Source organism: Pseudomonas sp. BF-B-15 (assembly GCF_019946675.1).
Lineage (GTDB): Bacteria > Pseudomonadota > Gammaproteobacteria > Pseudomonadales > Pseudomonadaceae > Aquipseudomonas > Aquipseudomonas migulae.
The window spans coordinates 1-17,891 of record NZ_JAGYFZ010000116.1; the positions used below are offsets into that span (position 1 = coordinate 1).

14 protein-coding genes are annotated in these 17,891 nt (G+C 59.7%); 7 read left to right on the forward strand and 7 right to left on the reverse strand.

The annotated features are described in order from the left end of the window. Together KGA97_RS25665 and treR are read right to left on the reverse strand one after the other, a co-directional pair. The coding region (locus tag KGA97_RS25665) for a dermonecrotic toxin domain-containing protein (protein WP_411740673.1) at nt 1-1,780 on the reverse strand (1,780 nt) is incomplete at its 3' end. Nucleotides 1,781-1,879: 99 nt separating this feature from the next. Next, nucleotides 1,880-2,584 carry a trehalose operon repressor gene (gene treR / locus KGA97_RS25670; protein WP_008042407.1) on the reverse strand — a complete coding sequence of 235 codons (705 nt, stop codon included), beginning with the start codon at nt 2,582-2,584 and terminating at the stop codon, nt 1,880-1,882. A gap of 238 nt (nt 2,585-2,822) precedes the next feature. Between treR and treP the strand changes: the two genes are divergently transcribed. The 7 genes from treP to tadA all read left to right on the forward strand — a co-directional run bounded on the left by treP (nt 2,823) and on the right by tadA (nt 12,167). After that, nucleotides 2,823-4,265: a PTS system trehalose-specific EIIBC component gene (gene treP, locus KGA97_RS25675; protein WP_008025554.1), complete on the forward strand. Its 1,443-nt coding sequence runs from the start codon at nt 2,823-2,825 to the stop codon at nt 4,263-4,265. Nucleotides 4,266-4,300: 35 nt separating this feature from the next. Beyond that, complete coding sequence (gene treC, locus KGA97_RS25680) at nt 4,301-5,950, forward strand: alpha,alpha-phosphotrehalase (RefSeq protein ID WP_223481739.1); 1,650 nt, start codon at nt 4,301-4,303, stop codon at nt 5,948-5,950. A 104-nt stretch (nt 5,951-6,054) separates the two neighbouring features. Next, a complete protein-coding gene (locus KGA97_RS25685) occupies nt 6,055-7,278 on the forward strand; it encodes a maltoporin (protein ID WP_008025558.1) in 1,224 nt (407 codons plus the stop codon). Between the two features lie 62 nt (nt 7,279-7,340). Next, on the forward strand, nt 7,341-9,875 hold the full coding sequence (gene ptsP / locus KGA97_RS25690; RefSeq protein WP_223481740.1) for a phosphoenolpyruvate--protein phosphotransferase: 2,535 nt from the start codon (nt 7,341-7,343) through the stop codon (nt 9,873-9,875). A 2-nt stretch (nt 9,876-9,877) separates the two neighbouring features. After that, nucleotides 9,878-10,168 (forward strand): PTS transporter subunit EIIB, encoded by a 291-nt coding sequence (locus KGA97_RS25695; RefSeq protein WP_207285683.1) that lies wholly within the window; start codon nt 9,878-9,880, stop codon nt 10,166-10,168. A 125-nt stretch (nt 10,169-10,293) separates the two neighbouring features. Beyond that, entirely contained in the window at nt 10,294-11,670 is a 1,377-nt protein-coding gene (locus KGA97_RS25700; RefSeq protein ID WP_192228449.1) for a multicopper oxidase family protein, read from the forward strand. Then, the gene (tadA, locus tag KGA97_RS25705) at nt 11,670-12,167 is read left to right on the forward strand and encodes a tRNA adenosine(34) deaminase TadA (RefSeq protein ID WP_008042399.1); all 498 of its coding nucleotides are present in this window, start codon (nt 11,670-11,672) and stop codon (nt 12,165-12,167) included. Before KGA97_RS25700 ends, tadA begins: the two co-directional genes overlap by 1 nt. Nucleotides 12,168-12,280: 113 nt before the next feature. On the opposite strand, the gene cmoB is transcribed toward tadA, so the two are convergent. The 5 genes from cmoB to lon form a co-directional block, all read right to left on the reverse strand. Next, nucleotides 12,281-13,237, reverse strand: coding sequence for a tRNA 5-methoxyuridine(34)/uridine 5-oxyacetic acid(34) synthase CmoB (gene cmoB, locus KGA97_RS25710; protein WP_223481741.1), 957 nt, complete (start codon nt 13,235-13,237; stop codon nt 12,281-12,283). Then, nucleotides 13,234-14,013: a carboxy-S-adenosyl-L-methionine synthase CmoA gene (cmoA, locus tag KGA97_RS25715; protein ID WP_177318187.1), complete on the reverse strand. Its 780-nt coding sequence runs from the start codon at nt 14,011-14,013 to the stop codon at nt 13,234-13,236. The genes cmoB and cmoA overlap by 4 nt, the downstream gene beginning before the upstream one ends. 153 nt (nt 14,014-14,166) lie before the next feature. Then, a complete protein-coding gene (locus KGA97_RS25720; protein ID WP_223481742.1) occupies nt 14,167-14,802 on the reverse strand; it encodes a lysoplasmalogenase in 636 nt (211 codons plus the stop codon). Between the two features lie 2 nt (nt 14,803-14,804). Beyond that, nucleotides 14,805-15,197: a protease inhibitor I42 family protein gene (locus KGA97_RS25725; protein WP_008042397.1), complete on the reverse strand. Its 393-nt coding sequence runs from the start codon at nt 15,195-15,197 to the stop codon at nt 14,805-14,807. A gap of 220 nt (nt 15,198-15,417) precedes the next feature. Then, entirely contained in the window at nt 15,418-17,835 is a 2,418-nt protein-coding gene (gene lon / locus KGA97_RS25730) for an endopeptidase La (RefSeq protein WP_223481743.1), read from the reverse strand. Nucleotides 17,836-17,891 lie beyond the last annotated feature (56 nt).

Genomic DNA, 17,891 nt, shown 5'->3' on the forward strand with positions numbered 1-17,891 from the left:
GAACGAGCTTGCTGGGGCCTTTGCCGCCACCCATCAACCCGCTTTTCGGCGCCAGCTCCCATTCACCTTCGGCATTCAGGCGTACGGGAATCGAACCCGTAAAGGCGTTCGGGTTCTGCGGATCAATGATGGCCCAGGTTCCGCCACCATTGGCGTCTGCTTCGAAACGTACGAAGTAAGCCTGCTCGTTTATCAGGATGGCGTTGGAGGGTTGTGAATCGAGTGTGTAGACACTCTGGAATTTTCCGTTGGTGGCCATCGGGTAGCTTTCGAGGATTTCATTGCTTTGCCAGTGCTCCGGCACTTCAAGCGCCTGCGCGGTTGCATCGGGTTGGCCTGGCAACTCTCTAGGTTGCAGGGTGACGTCATCCGATTCGTCAGGTGACTGCGGCTCTTGAGTATCGACGGTTTCTTCCGGATCAAGCGACTTCTCCAAGTCCGCCATCTCGGCCGCCTCAGCCGCAGCTTCGTCCAACACACTGGCGTCCTTGAGCAGCGGAATATTGAACAGCACATTGATGCCATCGAGCACCGCGCCGATGATGCCGGCCTTGCGTTCTGCCGCTGTTTTGCCATTCACCGCTTTGTCGATGTTCAAACCCATGGCCGCGATGCTGGCCCCGATCACCGGCAATGCGATCGGCCAGCCAAGCACCGCCAACGGGCCGAAAACGTGCAGTGCGGCGGTGAGATAACCCAGCCATAGCTGCTTACGCATCTGCCCATTGCTCACCAGCGTCAGGTCAGCCTCTTCCAGCATCGTGTGCTGGACGGCCCGGCTCTGCCAGGTGAACACGTCACCGCTGATGGTGATGTCTTTTTGATTGATCAAATGGTGGTCGTACTTGCCCCAGGTGCCGACCAGCTGATTCATGAGTGGGGTGATGTTGTCGTGAACCTCCTTGCGAACCGACAGCGGGAAATGGGTCATGAATTCGGTTCGGGGTTGTTCTTCGTTCATCTGCAACAGCATCCACCAATGCATGTCCGTCAATGTCGGGTGCACGTGGAAGGGTTCTGCGGCGCCGGGAACGTAGGTGATTTGCCGACCGTTGGGCTCAACAATGCGCAGAATATCGGTGGCGACATGCCCTGCGACATCCAGCGCGCAAACACGAAGATCCGCAGGCGTAGCGGTTTGCGCTTTCAGGGTAGCCAAGGTGATCGGCCAGGACGCGCCACCGATGACGGCCCTGATGACTGTCTGGAAATCCTCCTCTTCGAGTTGCCCGTTTTGCCGCGCCTCCACGGCTTTGCTGAGGTAGTTACATTTGGCCAGTGTGCGGTAGTCATCAAAATGGCTGGCCCAGAATGCATTCAGCTTATCCAGGTAGCGTTGACTGAGGTTCTTCTCCCACAGGTCCGCGAGCACCTGCCTGGGGTACATCCGCACTTCATTGGTTTCGTTGTAAATACTGGCGTTCGCATCCGCAGTGTAAAACCCGCCATTGCTGTCCAGTTCGAGGGCGTCGTCCTGGTCGGTCACGCGGTACCGATGGATCACCAGTTGCGTCAGGGTTAAAGATTCACTGGGTTTGGGCGCGTGCTCCCAACCCAGAAAAGCCTTGGTGCTGCTGGCCGAGACATTGTTGAAGCGATGCCACCAGACCTGATCCGGGTCCAGGTGGGTGATGCCGTGTTTTTGCAGGATTTCACTGGCGACCGCATGGGCTTCCTCCTGCAAACCGGGGCAGGCTGTCACCACGACCGGCGCGATGAGTCTGAGTGTTTCCTGATCGGCGGCATTGCTTGATGCGGGGGTGTTTTGTTCGGTGGACATGCTCTCGCTCCTTGAGAAATGGGCAGCGATGATTGCCCGTTTCCATGCAGGAGGTGCACTACATAGTTATGCCCAAACGCGATTCAAGAACCTGTAGGGTCAGCGCCGTGCCACATCCGAAAAGTAGAACTTGTCGAGGGTGTGCCGTGACTCCGTGTACTCGAACTGCCGGCCGTCCTGCAGAAACGTATGGTTGCTGACCACGATCACATGGCTCTGGTCGTCGAGGTCGAGGTGTTGCTGGTCGTCCTTGCTGCGGGGCACGGCTTCGATGGTTCGCTGGGCGTAGGCGATTTGCAGTTGCAAGGTCTGTTCGATGAAGGCGTAGATCGAGTGCTCGGCGATGTCCCGCGATAGTCCGGGGATCACGTCGCTGACGAAATGGTTGATGTCGAGGATCACTCGTTTTCCATCGATCCGCCGTACGCGTTTGATCCTCGTGATCAGGCTGCCTTCTTCAGCCTTGATATGTTCCAGCAGCGCACCTTCGAGAGGGATCTGGCTGAACTCGACCACTTCGGTGCTGACGTTGTTGCCCAGTCGCGGATAGGTTTCCTGAAAGCTGACGATGCCGCCCAACTGAAATTCGATCGGGTCGGTCGACAACACAAAGGTGCCTTTTCCATGGACTTTCTGGGCGAACCCGCGCTCCTGTAATTGCTCGATGGCCTTGCGCACGGTGCCGCGACTGGCCTGGTAGCTGTCCATCAATTCGGTTTCGGAAGGCAACCGGGCGCCGCGCTCCAGACGTTCGGTCGTGATGCTGGCAAGCAGATCGCTGTAGATCTGGTTGTATTTACTCATGGGGATGGCTCTGTGCCGCAATGTGCTCAAGGTTTCGAACCTTAAGGGCAGGGTAGGGGTTTGTCCATGCGGGTTTGGGTTTTCATCGTCTGAGAGGGTGGGAAAAATCGCCGCCGGTCGGGTGACAAGCCAACAAATTCAAACTCGTCTGTACGAGTTGTTGATTTAACTCGTACAGACGAGTACTTTTCGCTTCGGCGTGCTGCCAATAACAAAAAACCACAGCGGAAAAACAAGCATGAGCCACGACTATCCGAACATCGTCAGCGAGCTGCTGCAAAGCCTCGGTGGCAGCGACAACCTCGAGCAAGCCGCGCATTGCGTCACACGCCTGCGCCTTGCCCTCAAGGACCCGAGCCGGGTCAACAGCGCCACGCTGAACCAGATTGACCTGGTCAAAGGCTCATTCTTTACCGGCGGCCTGTTCCAGGTGGTCATCGGTCCTGGCGAGGTGGAGAAGGTTTACGCAGAGCTTCGCCATCAAACCGGTCTTGCCGCGTCAACAATCGCCGACGTTAAACAGAAAAGCGCCGACAAGATAAACGCCATGCAGCGTCTGGTGCGGGTGTTTTCCGACGTGTTCATGCCGATCCTGCCGGCGTTGATCATTGCGGGCCTGCTGATGGGCATCAATAACCTGATCGGCGCCAAGGGCATGTTCATCGAGGGCCAGACCCTGCTGGACGCCTACCCCAAGCTTGACGGGCTCTGGAGCCTGATCAACCTGATGGCCAACACTTCGTTCGTGTTTCTGCCTGCGCTAGTGGGCTGGTCAGCAGCCAAGCGGTTTGGCGGCAGCGAAATCCTCGGCATCGTGCTCGGTCTGATGCTGGTTCATCCCGATCTGCTCAATGCCTGGAACTATGGCAAGGCAGTCGCAGGTCTCGACGGTCAGAGCCTGCCGTATTTCGACATCCTCGGTCTGTTCCAGATCGAAAAGGTCGGTTATCAGGGGCAGATCCTGCCCATCCTGCTGGCGGCATACGTGATGAGCGTCATCGAAAAATGGCTGCGGGCGAGAGTGCCTAATGCGGTGCAATTGCTGGTGGTGCCGATCACCACCATCGTGGTTACCGGCGTGCTGGCGCTGGCGGTCATTGGCCCGGTGACCCGGCATCTGGGGATTCTCATCACCGAAGGTGTGGTCACCCTGTTTGATCTGGCGCCGATGGTCGGCGGCGCGATCTTCGGCCTGCTTTACGCCCCCTTGGTGATCACCGGCATGCACCACATGTTTCTCGCGGTCGACTTGCAGCTGATCTCGACCCAGGGCGGTACTTTCATCTGGCCGATGATCGTCATGTCCAACCTCGCCCAAGGCAGCGCGGCGCTCGCGGTGTTCTACATGACCCGTAATGCGCGGGACAAGTCCATGGCGTCGACCTCAGCGATTTCGGCCTATTTCGGCATCACCGAACCGGCGATGTTCGGGGTCAACCTGCGCTACAAGTTTCCGTTTTACGCGGCACTGATTGGCTCGGCGCTGGGGGGCATCTTCCTGTCGATGAACAAGGTCCAGGCCTCGGCCATCGGTGTCGGCGGTTTGCCCGGATTTATCTCGATCATTCCGCAGTTCATCCCGATGTTTGTGATCGGGATGATCATCGCCATGGTCGTGCCGTTTGTTTTGACCTGTGGGTTGAGCATGAAGATTGTTCGGCCTGGGTATCGGGTCGCCTGATAGATCGCTATCGCAGTTCAAGAAGGAATACAGCCATGCAAGACTGGCAACGTTCGGTGATCTACCAGATCTACCCGAAGAGTTTTTACAGCCACGCAGGCAATCCCACGGGTGATTTGCTCGGCGTCGTGGCCAAGCTCGACTACCTGCACTGGCTGGGCGTCGATTGCCTGTGGATCACGCCGTTCCTGCGTTCGCCCCAGCGTGACAACGGTTACGACATCAGTGATTACTACGCCATCGATCCGAGCTACGGCACCATGGCTGACTGTGAATTGCTGATCGCCGAGGCCGGCAAGCGCGGGATCAAATTGATGCTCGATATCGTGGTCAACCACACCTCGATCGAGCACACCTGGTTCCAGCAGGCGCGCAGCAGTCTCGACAATCCGTATCGCGACTTCTACATCTGGCGTGATCAGCCCAATAACTGGGAGTCCAAGTTTGGTGGTTCGGCATGGGAGTACGAGGCTCAGACCGGCCAGTATTTCCTGCACCTGTTCGATCACACTCAGGCCGACCTGAACTGGGACAACCCGAAGGTGCGCGCCGAAGTTTTCAAGATGATGAGATTCTGGCGGGATAAAGGTGTGGGCGGGTTCCGGCTGGATGTGATCAACCTGATCTCGAAACCGGCGGACTTTCCCGAGGACAATACCGACGGCCGACGCTTCTATACCGACGGGCCGAATGTTCACGAATACTTGCAGCAAATGCACCGCGAAGTGTTCGAAGGCCATGACCTGATCAATGTCGGCGAGATGTCGTCTACCAGTCTCGAACACTGTATTCGTTATTCGCGGCCGGGCTCCAAAGAGCTGTCGATGACCTTCAACTTCCATCACCTGAAAGTCGATTACCCGAACCTGCAAAAGTGGATTCGCGCCGATTTCGACTTCCTCGAGCTCAAGCGCATCCTCTCCGACTGGCAAACCGGCATGCAGGCCGGCGGAGGTTGGAACGCGCTGTTCTGGTGTAATCACGACCAACCTCGGGTGGTCTCGCGGTTTGGTCATGACGGCGAGCACCGTGTGGTGTCGGCGAAGATGCTCGGCACCGCGCTGCATTTTCTCCAGGGCACGCCATTTGTGTATCAGGGCGAAGAGCTGGGTATGACCAATCCGGGTTTCGATCACATCGATCAATATCGAGACGTCGAGACCCTGAACATCTTCCGGCTCAAGCGCGAGGCGGGTGCGAGCGATGCCGACAACATGGCGGCGATCATGCAGAAGTCCCGCGACAACGGCCGTACGCCGATGCATTGGAATACCGGACCGAACGCTGGTTTCAGCACGGCGCAACCCTGGATCGGCGTACCGGCCAACTCGGCGCAGATCAACGTCGCCACTCAACTCGACGACCCGAATTCAGTGCTGCATCACTACCGCCAGTTGATCAATTTGCGGCGTACCGAAGTGCTGATATCCGACGGTGTTTACCGTCAGCTGTTGCCTGAGCACGCGCAAGTTTGGGCTTATGTACGGGAAGGAAGCGGCGAACGGTTGCTGGTATTGAACAACTTTTACGGGACGCCTTGCGAAGTTGAATTGCCGGATGCAGTGATCGCTGAATTCATGACTCAACGCTTGGTCATCAGCAACTATGCGGACTGTCCGCCGCGAAATCGACAGGTGTTTTTACGACCGTATGAGTCGTTTGTCTTGCACTTGACTGACCACTGACCCCTCACAAAAAAACACCGTTTCAAAAACACGCAGAACGCTGCGCGGGGGAGTTTTGCGCGCCGATTTTGCTGCTGCACACAATAAAAATAATGGAGTGTTTCTTGAAAACAACAATAAATCGCGGCCTTGCAGCCGCTGGCATTTGCCTGGCGTTGCCACTGACGGCCCATGCGCTGGAGTTCGGCGGTTACCTGCGCAGCGGCGTCGGTACGTCGGTCAACAGTGGCAAACAACAGTGTTTCCAACTGCCCGGAGCACAGACCAAATACCGCCTCGGTAACGAGTGCGAGCAATATGGGGAACTGGAACTTCGTCAGGACTTGTACACGCTGGATGACGGTTCGGTGCTAAGTGTCGATGGCATGGCCTCACTGTATAACCAGTACGACAAGGACCTGACGTTCAATGGCGACAACGGCTCGGTGCGCTTGCCGCAGCTGTACGCGCAATGGTCGAACATGCCTGGCCTCAACGGCGGTTCGCTGTGGGCCGGTCGCCGCTATTACAAACGGAACGACATCCACATTTCCGACTTCTACTACTGGAACCAGAGCGCCACCGGCGGCGGCATCGAGGACGTGCTGATCGGAGATCTGAAATACAGCTACGCCTTTTCGCGCAAGGACAACCTGTACCAGAAGGATTACATCAATCGTCACGATTTCAACGTTGCCGGTTTCAACACTAACCCCGGCGGTGAGCTGGAGTTTGGCCTGAGCTACATCGACAAACCCGACAGCCGCGACGCTCATCGTGGCTGGGCGATTACCACCCAGCATGTGCAAAAAGGATTTCTGGGTGGCAAGAACAAACTCGCGTTTCAGTACGGTGAAGGGCCGGGCACCGGGTTGGGCTATACCGGTAACGTGAAACTGGATGACAGCAATAAAAGCTACCGGGTGGTGGAGTTCTTCGACTGGCAGGTGACGCCCCGGTTTGGCGGGCAGGTCGAGGCGGTTTACCAGAAGGATATTCGCCCCGACGGATCAGACCAGAACTGGATTTCCCTGGGCGTTCGGCCGGCCTACGCGATTACCGAGCAGTTCAAACTGGTGACCGAGCTGGGTCACGATCAGGTCGAAGCCACAGGTGGCACGCGCAAGCTGAGCAAGTTCACCTTTGCCCCGACCTGGTCGCCCAAGGGGCCTGAATTCTGGGCGCGGCCCGAAGTGCGCTTGTATTACACCTATGCCAGCTGGAACGAGGCGGCCAAGCGTGCGGCCAATGAACTGGCAGCGGGTTCAGCGTTGTCCGACACCGGAGCCTTCGGCACGGCGCGACACGGTGCGAACGTCGGATTGCAGGTCGAGTACTGGTGGAAATAAGCGATGCTGTCGGAGCGTCGCGCTCCATCGGCACTTCAAAGAACAGAACAGCAGGTGAAGTCATGGCCACACCCCAACAATTGCAGCTTCACGCACCCCTGTCCGGCGTATTGATGCCCTTGGACCTTGTGCCCGATCGAGTTTTTTCCAGCCGGATCATCGGCGATGGGCTATGCATCGATCCGACGTCAACAACGTTGTGCGCGCCGCTGGCAGGGGTTGTCAGCAATGTGCAGGCCAGTGGGCATGCGGTCAGCATCACCGATGAAAATGGCGTGCAGGTGTTGATGCACATTGGGCTCGACACGGTGAACCTTGCAGGAAAGGGGTTCACGCGGTTGGTGGAGGAGGGGCAGCAGGTTGCCGTCGGGCAGTCGCTGATTGAGTTCGATGCTGATTTTGTTGCGTTGAATGCACGCAGCCTGCTGACCTTGATGCTGGTGGTCAGCGGTGAGCCGTTCACTTGGCTGACGGCGGAAACCGGGTGGGTAGACAGTGGTCAGCCGTTGCTGGGTTTGAATTCTGTCGAGCTGACAACGGATGAGTCTGTGGCTAAAGAGGGCGAGGCGCTGTTCTCCAAACCGGTGACGTTGCCCAACCCGAACGGCTTGCACGCCCGTCCTGCGGCGGTGTTCGCCCAAGCGGCGAAAGGTTTCTCGGCAAGCATTCACCTGCATAAACAGCAGGAGAGTGCGAATGCGAAATCCCTGGTGGCGATCATGGCATTGCAGACCGTTCACGATGATGTTGTGCAAGTCAGTGCGGTCGGCCCGGATGCTGAGGAGGCGATCAAGGCACTGGCCGAGCTGCTGACCGCCGGATGCGGCGAGACCGTGCCCGTGACGGCGGATGTTGCCCCGCAGCCCCTGGAGGCATCATCGCCCAAGGTGCTGCGTGGGGTATGTGCTTCGGCGGGTTCGGCATTTGGCCAAGTGGTGCAGATCGCCGAGCAGGTCCTTGATGTCAGCGAATGGGGTGAGAGTTCGCGGGTTGAGCGCGATCATCTGTCCGCAGCGTTGACCGAGGCAATTTCAGCGTTGCAGCAGATGCGTGATAATGCCACGGGCGATGCTCAGGCAGAGATCTTCAGGGCGCATCAGGAACTGCTCGAAGACCCGGGTTTGTTGGAGGTGGCTCATGTGCTGATCGACGAAGGCAAAAGCGCCGGATTCGCCTGGCGTGCGGCCACCGGGTCGACGGCAACCTTATTCAAAGGCTTGGGCAATGCGCTGCTGGCCGAACGAGCGGCAGACCTGGCCGATGTCAGTCAGAGAGTGCTCAAGTTGCTACTCGGCGTGCGGGACCGCGAGCTGGAGTTGCCTGAAGGCGCCATTCTGATTGCTGAACAACTGACACCGTCCCAGACCGCCGGGCTCGATACCCGCAAGGTGCTGGGGTTTGCCACGGTCGGCGGTGGCGCCACCAGCCATGTCGCGATCCTGGCGCGGGCGTTCGGTTTGCCGGCGATCTGTGGGTTACCGGTGCAAGTGCTGGCGCTGGTCAACGGCACCCAGGTGTTGCTCGATGCCGATAAGGGGGAGTTGCAGCTCGACCCGGATCTGGCCGCCATTGAAGAACTTCAAGCCAGGCGTGCGCTTGCGCAGCAACGTCAGCACCGTGAATTGGCGCAGGCGTCACTGGCTGCCTGTACTCGCGACGGACATCATGTCGAGGTGACAGCCAACATCGCTTCGCTGGCTGAAGCCGAACAGGCCATGGCGCTGGGAGGCGCGGGTGTGGGTTTGCTGCGTTCGGAGTTTCTATATCTGGATCGCCATCATGCGCCGAGCCAGGACGAGCAGGCCTCCACCTACAGCGCCATCGCCCGAGCTCTCGGGCCTGCGCGTAATCTGGTGGTGCGAACGCTGGATGTTGGCGGTGACAAGCCTTTGGCCTATGTCCCGATGGACAGTGAAACCAACCCCTTTCTGGGCGTGCGCGGGATTCGTCTGTGCCTGGAGCGTCCGCAGCTGTTGCGCGATCAATTCAAGGCAATCCTGAGCTGTGCGGGACTGACGCGTTTGCACATCATGCTGCCGATGGTGACGCAGCTGTCGGAGTTGCGCGTGGCTCGTCAACTGCTCGAAGAGGAGGCACTGGCCCTGGGCCTCACGGAACTGCCGAAGCTGGGGATCATGATCGAGGTGCCAGCAGCGGCGCTGATGGCTGATCTGTTTGCGCCCGAAGTGGATTTTTTCTCCATCGGCACCAATGACCTGACCCAATACACCTTGGCCATGGACCGCGATCATCCGCGGCTGGCCAGTCAGGCTGACAGTTTTCATCCTGCGGTGCTGCGATTGATCGCCAGCACCGTGAAAGCCGCCCATAGCCACGGCAAGTGGGTGGGCGTGTGCGGCGCCCTGGCCTCCGAAACCCTGGCCACGCCGCTTTTGCTGGGGCTGGGCGTGGATGAGTTGTCGGTGAGTGTGCCGTTGATTCCGGCGGTCAAAGCGGCGGTTCGCACAGTGGACCTGGCGGATTGCCAGGCCATCGCCCAACAGATCCTGGGCCTGGAAAGTGCCGGGCAAGTACGCGAGGTCTTGAGGCTGTATCGCGACGCGACGGTCGAAACTTCACTGGTTATGGAGAACTGAACATGTTCGAGAAAATGCAGCGAGCGTTCTGGAGAGCCTTGACGCCGGATCTGATCGTGGATGAACCGAAGGTGGCTGCGCCATCGGCGCCTGGCCTGGCAGCGAATGTGGTGGCTGCGTTGGGTGGTGTGGATAACCTCAAGTCGCAGCAGCCTGTGGCGCTGACCCGGGTTCGGGTGGAATTGCGCGATGTGGGGCGGATGAATCGACAGGCTTTGAATCTGGCAGGTGTGCCAGGCGTCATGATGCTGGAGGGCGGCGTGGTGCACCTGATCACCGGCCTTCAGCCATAACCGATCCTTCGCCACAGATGATGTGCGTCTCTCGGTCGCCCTTACCGTTTCTCAACCGCAGGTGTATCGTATTCGCCTTTTCCAGGTCCCCGGACCTGTCGCTGATACGTGAGGTAGTTGAGTTCATGTCCTTTACCCGTCGCCAAATCCTCGGTGGCCTGGCCGGTCTTGTTGTCGTTGGCGTCGGTGCGGGGGGCGCGTCGCGTTACTGGCTGGGCAAGATGGCCGACGCCGATGCGGGCCACGACTATGAGCTGATAGCGGCGCCGCTGGACGTCGAGCTGGTGGCCGGGCACAAGACCCAAGCCTGGGCGTTCGGCCCATCGGCGCCGGGTACCGAGTTGCGCGTGCGTCAGGGCGAATGGCTGCGTGTGCGGTTCATCAACCACTTGCCGGTGGCGACCACCATTCACTGGCACGGCATCCGCCTGCCGCTGGAAATGGATGGCGTGCCCTACGTCTCGCAGCTGCCGGTGCTGCCGGGTGAATACTTCGACTACAAATTCCGCGTGCCCGATGCCGGCAGCTATTGGTATCACCCGCATGTGAACAGCAGCGAAGAACTGGGCCGTGGTCTGGTGGGACCGCTGATTGTCGAAGAGCGCGAGCCGACCGGTTTCAAGTACGAGAAAACCTTGAGCCTCAAGAGCTGGCATGTCGACGAGGTGGGCAATTTCGTCGAGTTCAGCATTCCCCGGGAAGCGGCCCGGGGCGGCACGGCGGGGCGTCTGGCGACGATCAACGGTGTGCCGCAAGCGGTCATCGATTTGCCGGCCGGGCAGATCACCCGCGTGCGCCTGCTCAATCTCGATAACACCTTGACCTATCGCCTCAACATTCCCGGTGTCGAGGCGCAGATCTACGCGTTGGACGGCAATCCCGTCGAGCCGCGTCCGTTGGGCAAGGAATACTGGCTCGGGCCGGGCATGCGCATTTGCCTGGCAATCAAGGCACCTGCGGCCGGTGAAGAATTATCCCTGCGTAACGGCCCGGTACGTTTGGGCACGTTCCGCTCTGTGGCGAACACCGATGCCCCAACCGAGTGGCCGCCCGCGCTGCCCGCCAACCCGGTGGCCGAGCCGGACCTGGCCAATGCCGAGAAACTCAACTTCAATTTCGAATGGGTCGGCTCGGTTTCGGTGAACGTCGACAACGGCCGACCGCCGAGCCTGTGGCAGATCAACGGCAAGGCCTGGGACATCACCGACAAGACCTGCGCCGATCGCCCGATTGCCAAGCTCGAGAAGGGCAAAAGCTACATTTTCGAATTGAAGAACATGACTCAGTACCAGCACCCGATTCACCTGCATGGCATGAGCTTCAAGGTCATTGCCTCGAACCGGCACAAGGTCATTCCGTATTTCACCGACACTTATTTGCTGGGCAAGAACGAGCGCGCGCAAGTGGCGCTGGTGGCGGATAACCCTGGGGTGTGGATGTTCCATTGCCATGTGATCGACCACATGGAAACCGGCCTGATGGCCGCGATCGAGGTGGCGTGATGCGTCAGATTCGTCCCGCCGCGATCATCGACCGCAGTCGTGATCGCGACTTCATGCGCGAAGCGCTGGCGCTGGCCGCACAAGGCGCTGCGCTGGGTGAAGTGCCGGTGGGCGCGGTGTTGGTGCAGGACGGTGAAATCATCGGCCGTGGCTTCAATTGCCCGATCAGCGGCAACGACCCGAGCGCGCATGCGGAGATGGTCGCGATCCGCGCAGCGGCATTGGCCGCCAGTAATTACCGTTTACCCGGCAGTACGCTGTACGTGACGCTTGAGCCGTGCAGCATGTGCGCCGGGCTGATCGTTCATTCACGGATTGCGCGGGTGGTGTACGGCGCGCTGGAGCCCAAGGCGGGGATTGTGCAGAGTCAGGGGCAGTTCTTTACCCAGGGCTTTTTGAATCACCGGGTGCTGTATGAAGGTGGAGTGTTGGCCGAGGAATGCGGGGCCGTGCTCAGTGAATTCTTCAAGGCCCGGCGCGCCAAGCCCGCAGACTAGAGGCGACAATGAAGCAGCCTTCGCGGGCAAGCCTCGCTCCTACGGGGTTGTGTCGTACGCCAATTCCGCGACCGACGCATAACCTGTAGGAGCGAGGCTTGCCCGCGAAGCTTTTACTTACGGGCGACAATCACCGCGCGCATCGGCGCCGGCAGCCCTTCAATCGTCTTGCTGTGGTCTTCCGGATCGAGGAAATCACTCAACGACTGATACTTCATCCACTCCGTCCCGCGCTGTTCCTCGACGGTCGTCACGCTGACATCCACGCACTTCACGTCCGTGAAACCGGCACGCCGCAACCAGAGCATCAGCGCCGGCACCGACGGCAAGAACCACACGTTACGCATCTGCGCATAACGATCTTCCGGCACCAGCACCTGCTGTTGATCACCTTCGATCACCAGCGTCTCCAGCACCAGTTCGCCGCCCTTGACCAGGCAATCCTTCAGCGCCAGCAGATGCTCGATCGGCGAGCGGCGGTGGTAGAACACGCCCATGGAAAACACTGTGTCGAAGCCTTCGAGTTCCGCTGGCAGGTCTTCAAAAGGAAACGGCAGGTGCCAGGCATTGGGCTCGGACAAATAGCGCTGAACCGCCTGGAACTGACAGAAGAACAGCCAGTTCGGGTCGACGCCGATCACGCTGTCTGCGCCGGCGCCGAGCATGCGCCACATGTAGTAACCATTGCCGCAGCCGACATCGAGGATGCGTTTGCCCTTCAGGTCCAGATGTGGCGCGACTCGCGACCATTTCCAGTCCGAGCGCCATTCGGTATCGACGTGCACGCCAAACAGATCGAACGGGCCTTTGCGCCACGGCGACAACCCCATCAATGCGGTACGCATTTGCGCGCGGGTCTCAGCGTCGCAATCGGTGTCCAGGGTCAGGCCATCCAGCAGGTCGACTTCGCTCGGCTGGATCTTTGGCAAGGCGTCCAGCGCACTCTGCCAGCGCTCCAGGTCGCCGTGACCCTTTTCCATTTTCTTGTCGAGTTGCGCTTGCAGGGTATTGGCCCATTCGGCCAGCGGTGTACCGGCCAGACGGCGGGCGAGGGGGGATAGATCAATCATGGCAAGGCAATCAACGAGGCAAAGTTAAGACACTGGAACCACGGCACGACTTTCGAGAACCCGGCGGCCAACAGGCGCTCGCGGTGTTCTTCGAGGCTGTCGGGCTTCATGACGTTTTCGATGGCGCTGCGCTTCTGGGCGATTTCCAGTTCGCTGTAGCCGTTGGCGCGTTTGAACGCGACGTGCAGGTCGGTGAGCAGCGCATGTTCTTCTGGGTCGTTGAAGCGCAGTTTCTCCGACAGAATCAGCGCGCCACCGGGAAGCAGCGACTGGCGGATGCGACTCAGCAACGCGGTGCGCTGCTCGGGAGCAATGAATTGCAACGTGAAGTTCAGCGCCACCACCGAAGCTGGCTGAAAGTCGAGGGCGAGGATGTCGCCTTCGATCACTTCCACCGGCAGCAACTCCTGGAACATCGAATCCTGACCGTTGAGGTATTCGCGGCAGCGTTCGACCATCGCCGCCGAGTTATCCACAGCGATGACGCGGCAGCCATCGGTGCGCACGTGACGGCGCAACGCCTGGGTCACGGCGCCGAGGGACGAGCCGAGGTCGTAGAGCACGCTGTTGGGCTGGGCGAATTGCGCGGCGAGCACGCCGAGGTTTTCGACAATGGTCGGATAACCTGGCACCGAGCGCTTGATCATGTCCGGGAACACCCGCACCACGTCCTCGTTAAAGGCGAAGTCGGGCACCTGGGCCAAAGGCTGGGCGAAAAGGCGATCGGGTTCTTTGCTCACGGCGGTTCCAGCGGCGTATGTGGAAAAGGCCGGCATTTTAGCCAACTTGGCGCGGGGATGCGCGGGTTGTCTGATAAAGCGGTGGGGGAGACTTGAGGTCTGCGTATCTAGTGAAGCTGCCTTCGCGGGCAAGCCCGCTCCCACAGGTACAGCGCTGTCCTTGTGGGAGCGGGCTTGCCCGCGATGAATTCAACTCGGTTTTTGCGTGAACGCCGACGCCGCAATCCCCCATTGCCCCAGCCAGTAACTGAGGATGATGACGTAAGGCGCGGCATGAAACGGCGCAACAAACCGGTTGATGCCAATCACGCTGTCCGAAAACACAAACGCCAACGCACCCGCCGCCGCCAGCAGCGCCGAGCGCTTCGGTACATCGGTGCCCAGGCGAGCCAGTGCCCGCCAAAGCATGGCGCTGATGGCCAGACCGTAGACGATCACCGGGATCAGCAATGGGCCCAGACCATTGGCAATCAAAATCCCCAACAGCATCGCGCCGACACTCAGCGCGAGGATCAACGGCAACACCGCCAACCGCCGGCAATCACTCAAATACGCTTTCAGATAGGCCAGATGGGCGACGAGGAACGCCCCGAGGCCGAACACAAACAAATCCCCCGGCCACGCGAGCAAGACATCGCCGAGCAGGGAAAAGATCAAGCCCAGGCTGATCCAGCGTCGATATTCGCTGGGCGGCGCATCGTGCAGCCAGCCGAGCAAGGCCAGCACGGGCAACGGTTTGACCAGCAGGCAGAGCAGCGCGGCGTGCACGCTCAGGCCGTAAAGAAAGGTCACCGCGCCCATCAGCGCCAGAATCAGCCAGCCCATGATCAGTTAACCGAGATCGCGCAGTCGAAGGTTTCCACCGCCGGCACTTCCGGCGCCCAGGGTTGTTGCGAGGTCAGGCGCAAGCGCCCCGAACCGGCCGCGAACGCCTGAAAGCGCCAGGTCGACACACCGGCTGCGCCCACGACACCGGCATCTTCCGGGTTTCGATAAACTTCTGGCCCCAGAGCGCGTAATACGCCACCGGCCGAATCCTGGATCGCCCAGCGGTAACCCGTGGTCGGGTTGCTCGGCAGGGACAGGATCAGGTTTTGCCCGTTGTGCAGTTGCACGGGGCATTCGCTTTGTTTTTCCACGGTCACGTTCTGTTTCGGTTGCGTGGCGCACGCGGCCAGCAAGGCGAGGGCGAAGGGGACAAACAGGCGGGTGGGGGACATGGGGTCAGTGGCTCCGGCATTCACGACGAACGGCGAGCATAACTGAAGATGAGACAAATTGTGACGAGCTGCGGGAGTTTGCGTTGTCAGGGCTGACGCCTTCGCGGGCAAGCCTCGCTCCTACAGGGTTTATGTGGCGTTCGCATTATTTGTGATCGACACACACACTGTAGGAGCAAGGCTTGCCGGCGATGGCGATCTTGCAGGCGCTACATGATTATCAGAACAACACCTTCGCCACATCCGCAAACCGCTTGGCAAAATGCACGGTAATCCCTTCCTTCAGATAATCCGGCAACTCATCAAAACTCCCACGGTTAGGCTCCGGCAGAATCAATTCAAAGATCTTCTGCCGCCGCGCCGCAATCACCTTCTCGCGCACTCCGCCAATCGGCAAAACATGCCCGGTCAGCGTCAGTTCGCCGGTCATGGCCACGCCTTTTTTCGGCGGCTGATTGCGTGCCAGCGAGAGCAAGGCGCTGGCCATGGTCACGCCGGCGCTCGGGCCGTCTTTCGGGGTGGCGCCCTCCGGTACGTGCAGGTGGACGAAAGCCTCGTCGAAGAACTTCGGATCCCCGCCAAACGACTTCAGATTCGAGCTGACGTAGCTGTAGGCAATTTCCGCCGACTCCTTCATCACGTCGCCCAGTTGCCCGGTGAGTTTGAAACCACGGTTGAGCGTGTGAATCCGCGTCGCTTCAATCGGCAGTGTCGCGCCGCCCATGCTGGTCCAGGCCAGCCCAGTGATCACGCCGGTACCGGACAGCACTTGCTCGTTGCGGAACACCGGGTGGCCGAGTGAGGCTTCGAGGTCTTTCGGGCCGAGCTTGATCACCGCTTTTGGCTCATCGATCAACTTCATCACCGCCTTGCGCACCAGTTTGCCCAGTTGTTTTTCCAACTGCCGCACCCCGGCTTCACGGGCGTAACCGTCGATCAGCGCCTTCAACGCGGTGTCGCTGATGCTCAGGCTGCCTTTCGACACGCCCGCCTTCTCAAGCTGCTTGGGCCACAGATGACGCTTGGCGATGGCGATTTTTTCTTCGGTGATGTAACCCGACAGGCGAATCACTTCCATTCGGTCGAGCAACGGGCCGGGGATTGAATCGAGGGTGTTGGCGGTGCAGACGAACAGCACTTTCGACAGGTCCAGACGCAGGTCCAGGTAATGGTCGAGGAATTCGACGTTCTGTTCCGGGTCGAGGGTTTCCAGCAGCGCCGAGGCCGGATCGCCCTGGTAGCTCTGGCCCATCTTGTCGATTTCGTCGAGCATGATCACCGGGTTCATCACTTCGACGTCTTTCAACGCTTGCACGAGTTTGCCCGGCATCGCACCAATGTAGGTGCGGCGGTGGCCCTTGATCTCGGCTTCGTCGCGCATGCCGCCGAGGCTGAAACGATAGAACGGTCGGCCAAGGGATTCGGCGATGGATTTGCCGACGCTGGTTTTACCCACGCCCGGCGGACCGACCAGCAGCACGATGGAGCCGTTGATCTCGCCTTTGTAGGCTCCCACGGCGAGGAACTCGAGGATGCGGTCCTTGATGTCGTCGAGACCGGCGTGGTGCTTGTCCAGCACCTTGCGGGCGTGCTTGAGGTCGAGTTTGTCCTCGCCATACACGCCCCACGGCACCGAGGTGGCCCAGTCGAGGTAGTTGCGCGTGACCGCGTACTCCGGCGATCCGGTCTCGAGGATCGACAGCTTGTTCATTTCCTCTTCGATGCGTTTCTGCGCCTGCGTCGACAACACCTTGCCGACCAGGCGCTGTTCGAACTGCTCGATGTCGGCGCTGCGGTCATCCTTGGTCAGGCCCAGCTCTTGCTGGATGACTTTTAACTGTTCTTTGAGGAAGAACTCGCGCTGATGCTCGCCGATCTTGCGGTTAACTTCGGCGGAAATTTCTTTTTGCAGACGCGCAACTTCAACTTCCTTGCGCAGCATCGGCAGGACTTTTTCCATGCGCTTGAGCATTGGCACGCAGTCGAGCACTTCTTGCAGCTCGCTGCCGGTCGCCGAAGTCAGGGCGGCGGCGAAGTCGGTCAGCGGTGATGGATCATTGGGGCTGAAGCGGTTGAGGTAGTTCTTCAGCTCTTCGCTGTACAGCGGGTTGAGCGGTAGCAGTTCCTTGATCGCGTTGATCAGCGCCATGCCGTAGGCCTTGACCTCGTCGGTCGGCTCGGTGGGCTGGTGCGGGTACTCGACTTCCACCAGGTACGGCGGGCGATGGTGCTTGAGCCAGGTCTTGAGGCGTACGCGGGTCAGGCCCTGGGCGACGAATTGCAGTTTGCCGTTTTCGCGGCTGGCGTGGTGCACTTTGACCAGCGTGCCGTAGAGCGGCAGGGCCGAGGTGTCGAAATGGCGCGGGTCTTCCTGGGGCGTGTCCATGTAGAACAGGGCCAGGGAGTGATGATCGGATTTGCTCACCAGATCCAGCGTTTCAGCCCACGGTTCTTCATTGACGATCACCGGCAGCACTTGGGCCGGGAAGAACGGGCGGTTGTGGATCGGGATGATGTAGACCTTGTCCGGCAGGTTCTGGCCGGGCAGGGCGAGGCCTTTGCCGGTGGAGTGGTGCGGGGCGTTTTCGGGGTCGGCGTAGTCGCTCGGGTCTTCGGGGAATTCTTGCTGGTCGCTCATGGGGCACCTGCGCAATGGGGTATGGGTCTTAGATGGGGCAGGTGCCCCATGAGCGA

Coding starts and splice junctions, on each gene's coding strand:
- treR (WP_008042407.1), bottom strand. CDS start 2,584: ATGAGTAAATACAACCAGATCTACAGCGATCTGCTTGCCAGCATCACG.
- treP (WP_008025554.1), top strand. CDS start 2,823: ATGAGCCACGACTATCCGAACATCGTCAGCGAGCTGCTGCAAAGCCTC.
- treC (WP_223481739.1), top strand. CDS start 4,301: ATGCAAGACTGGCAACGTTCGGTGATCTACCAGATCTACCCGAAGAGT.
- ptsP (WP_223481740.1), top strand. CDS start 7,341: ATGGCCACACCCCAACAATTGCAGCTTCACGCACCCCTGTCCGGCGTA.
- KGA97_RS25695 (WP_207285683.1), top strand. CDS start 9,878: ATGTTCGAGAAAATGCAGCGAGCGTTCTGGAGAGCCTTGACGCCGGAT.
- KGA97_RS25700 (WP_192228449.1), top strand. CDS start 10,294: ATGTCCTTTACCCGTCGCCAAATCCTCGGTGGCCTGGCCGGTCTTGTT.
- tadA (WP_008042399.1), top strand. CDS start 11,670: ATGCGTCAGATTCGTCCCGCCGCGATCATCGACCGCAGTCGTGATCGC.
- cmoB (WP_223481741.1), bottom strand. CDS start 13,237: ATGATTGATCTATCCCCCCTCGCCCGCCGTCTGGCCGGTACACCGCTG.
- cmoA (WP_177318187.1), bottom strand. CDS start 14,013: ATGCCGGCCTTTTCCACATACGCCGCTGGAACCGCCGTGAGCAAAGAA.
- KGA97_RS25720 (WP_223481742.1), bottom strand. CDS start 14,802: ATGGGCTGGCTGATTCTGGCGCTGATGGGCGCGGTGACCTTTCTTTAC.
- KGA97_RS25725 (WP_008042397.1), bottom strand. CDS start 15,197: ATGTCCCCCACCCGCCTGTTTGTCCCCTTCGCCCTCGCCTTGCTGGCC.
- lon (WP_223481743.1), bottom strand. CDS start 17,835: ATGAGCGACCAGCAAGAATTCCCCGAAGACCCGAGCGACTACGCCGAC.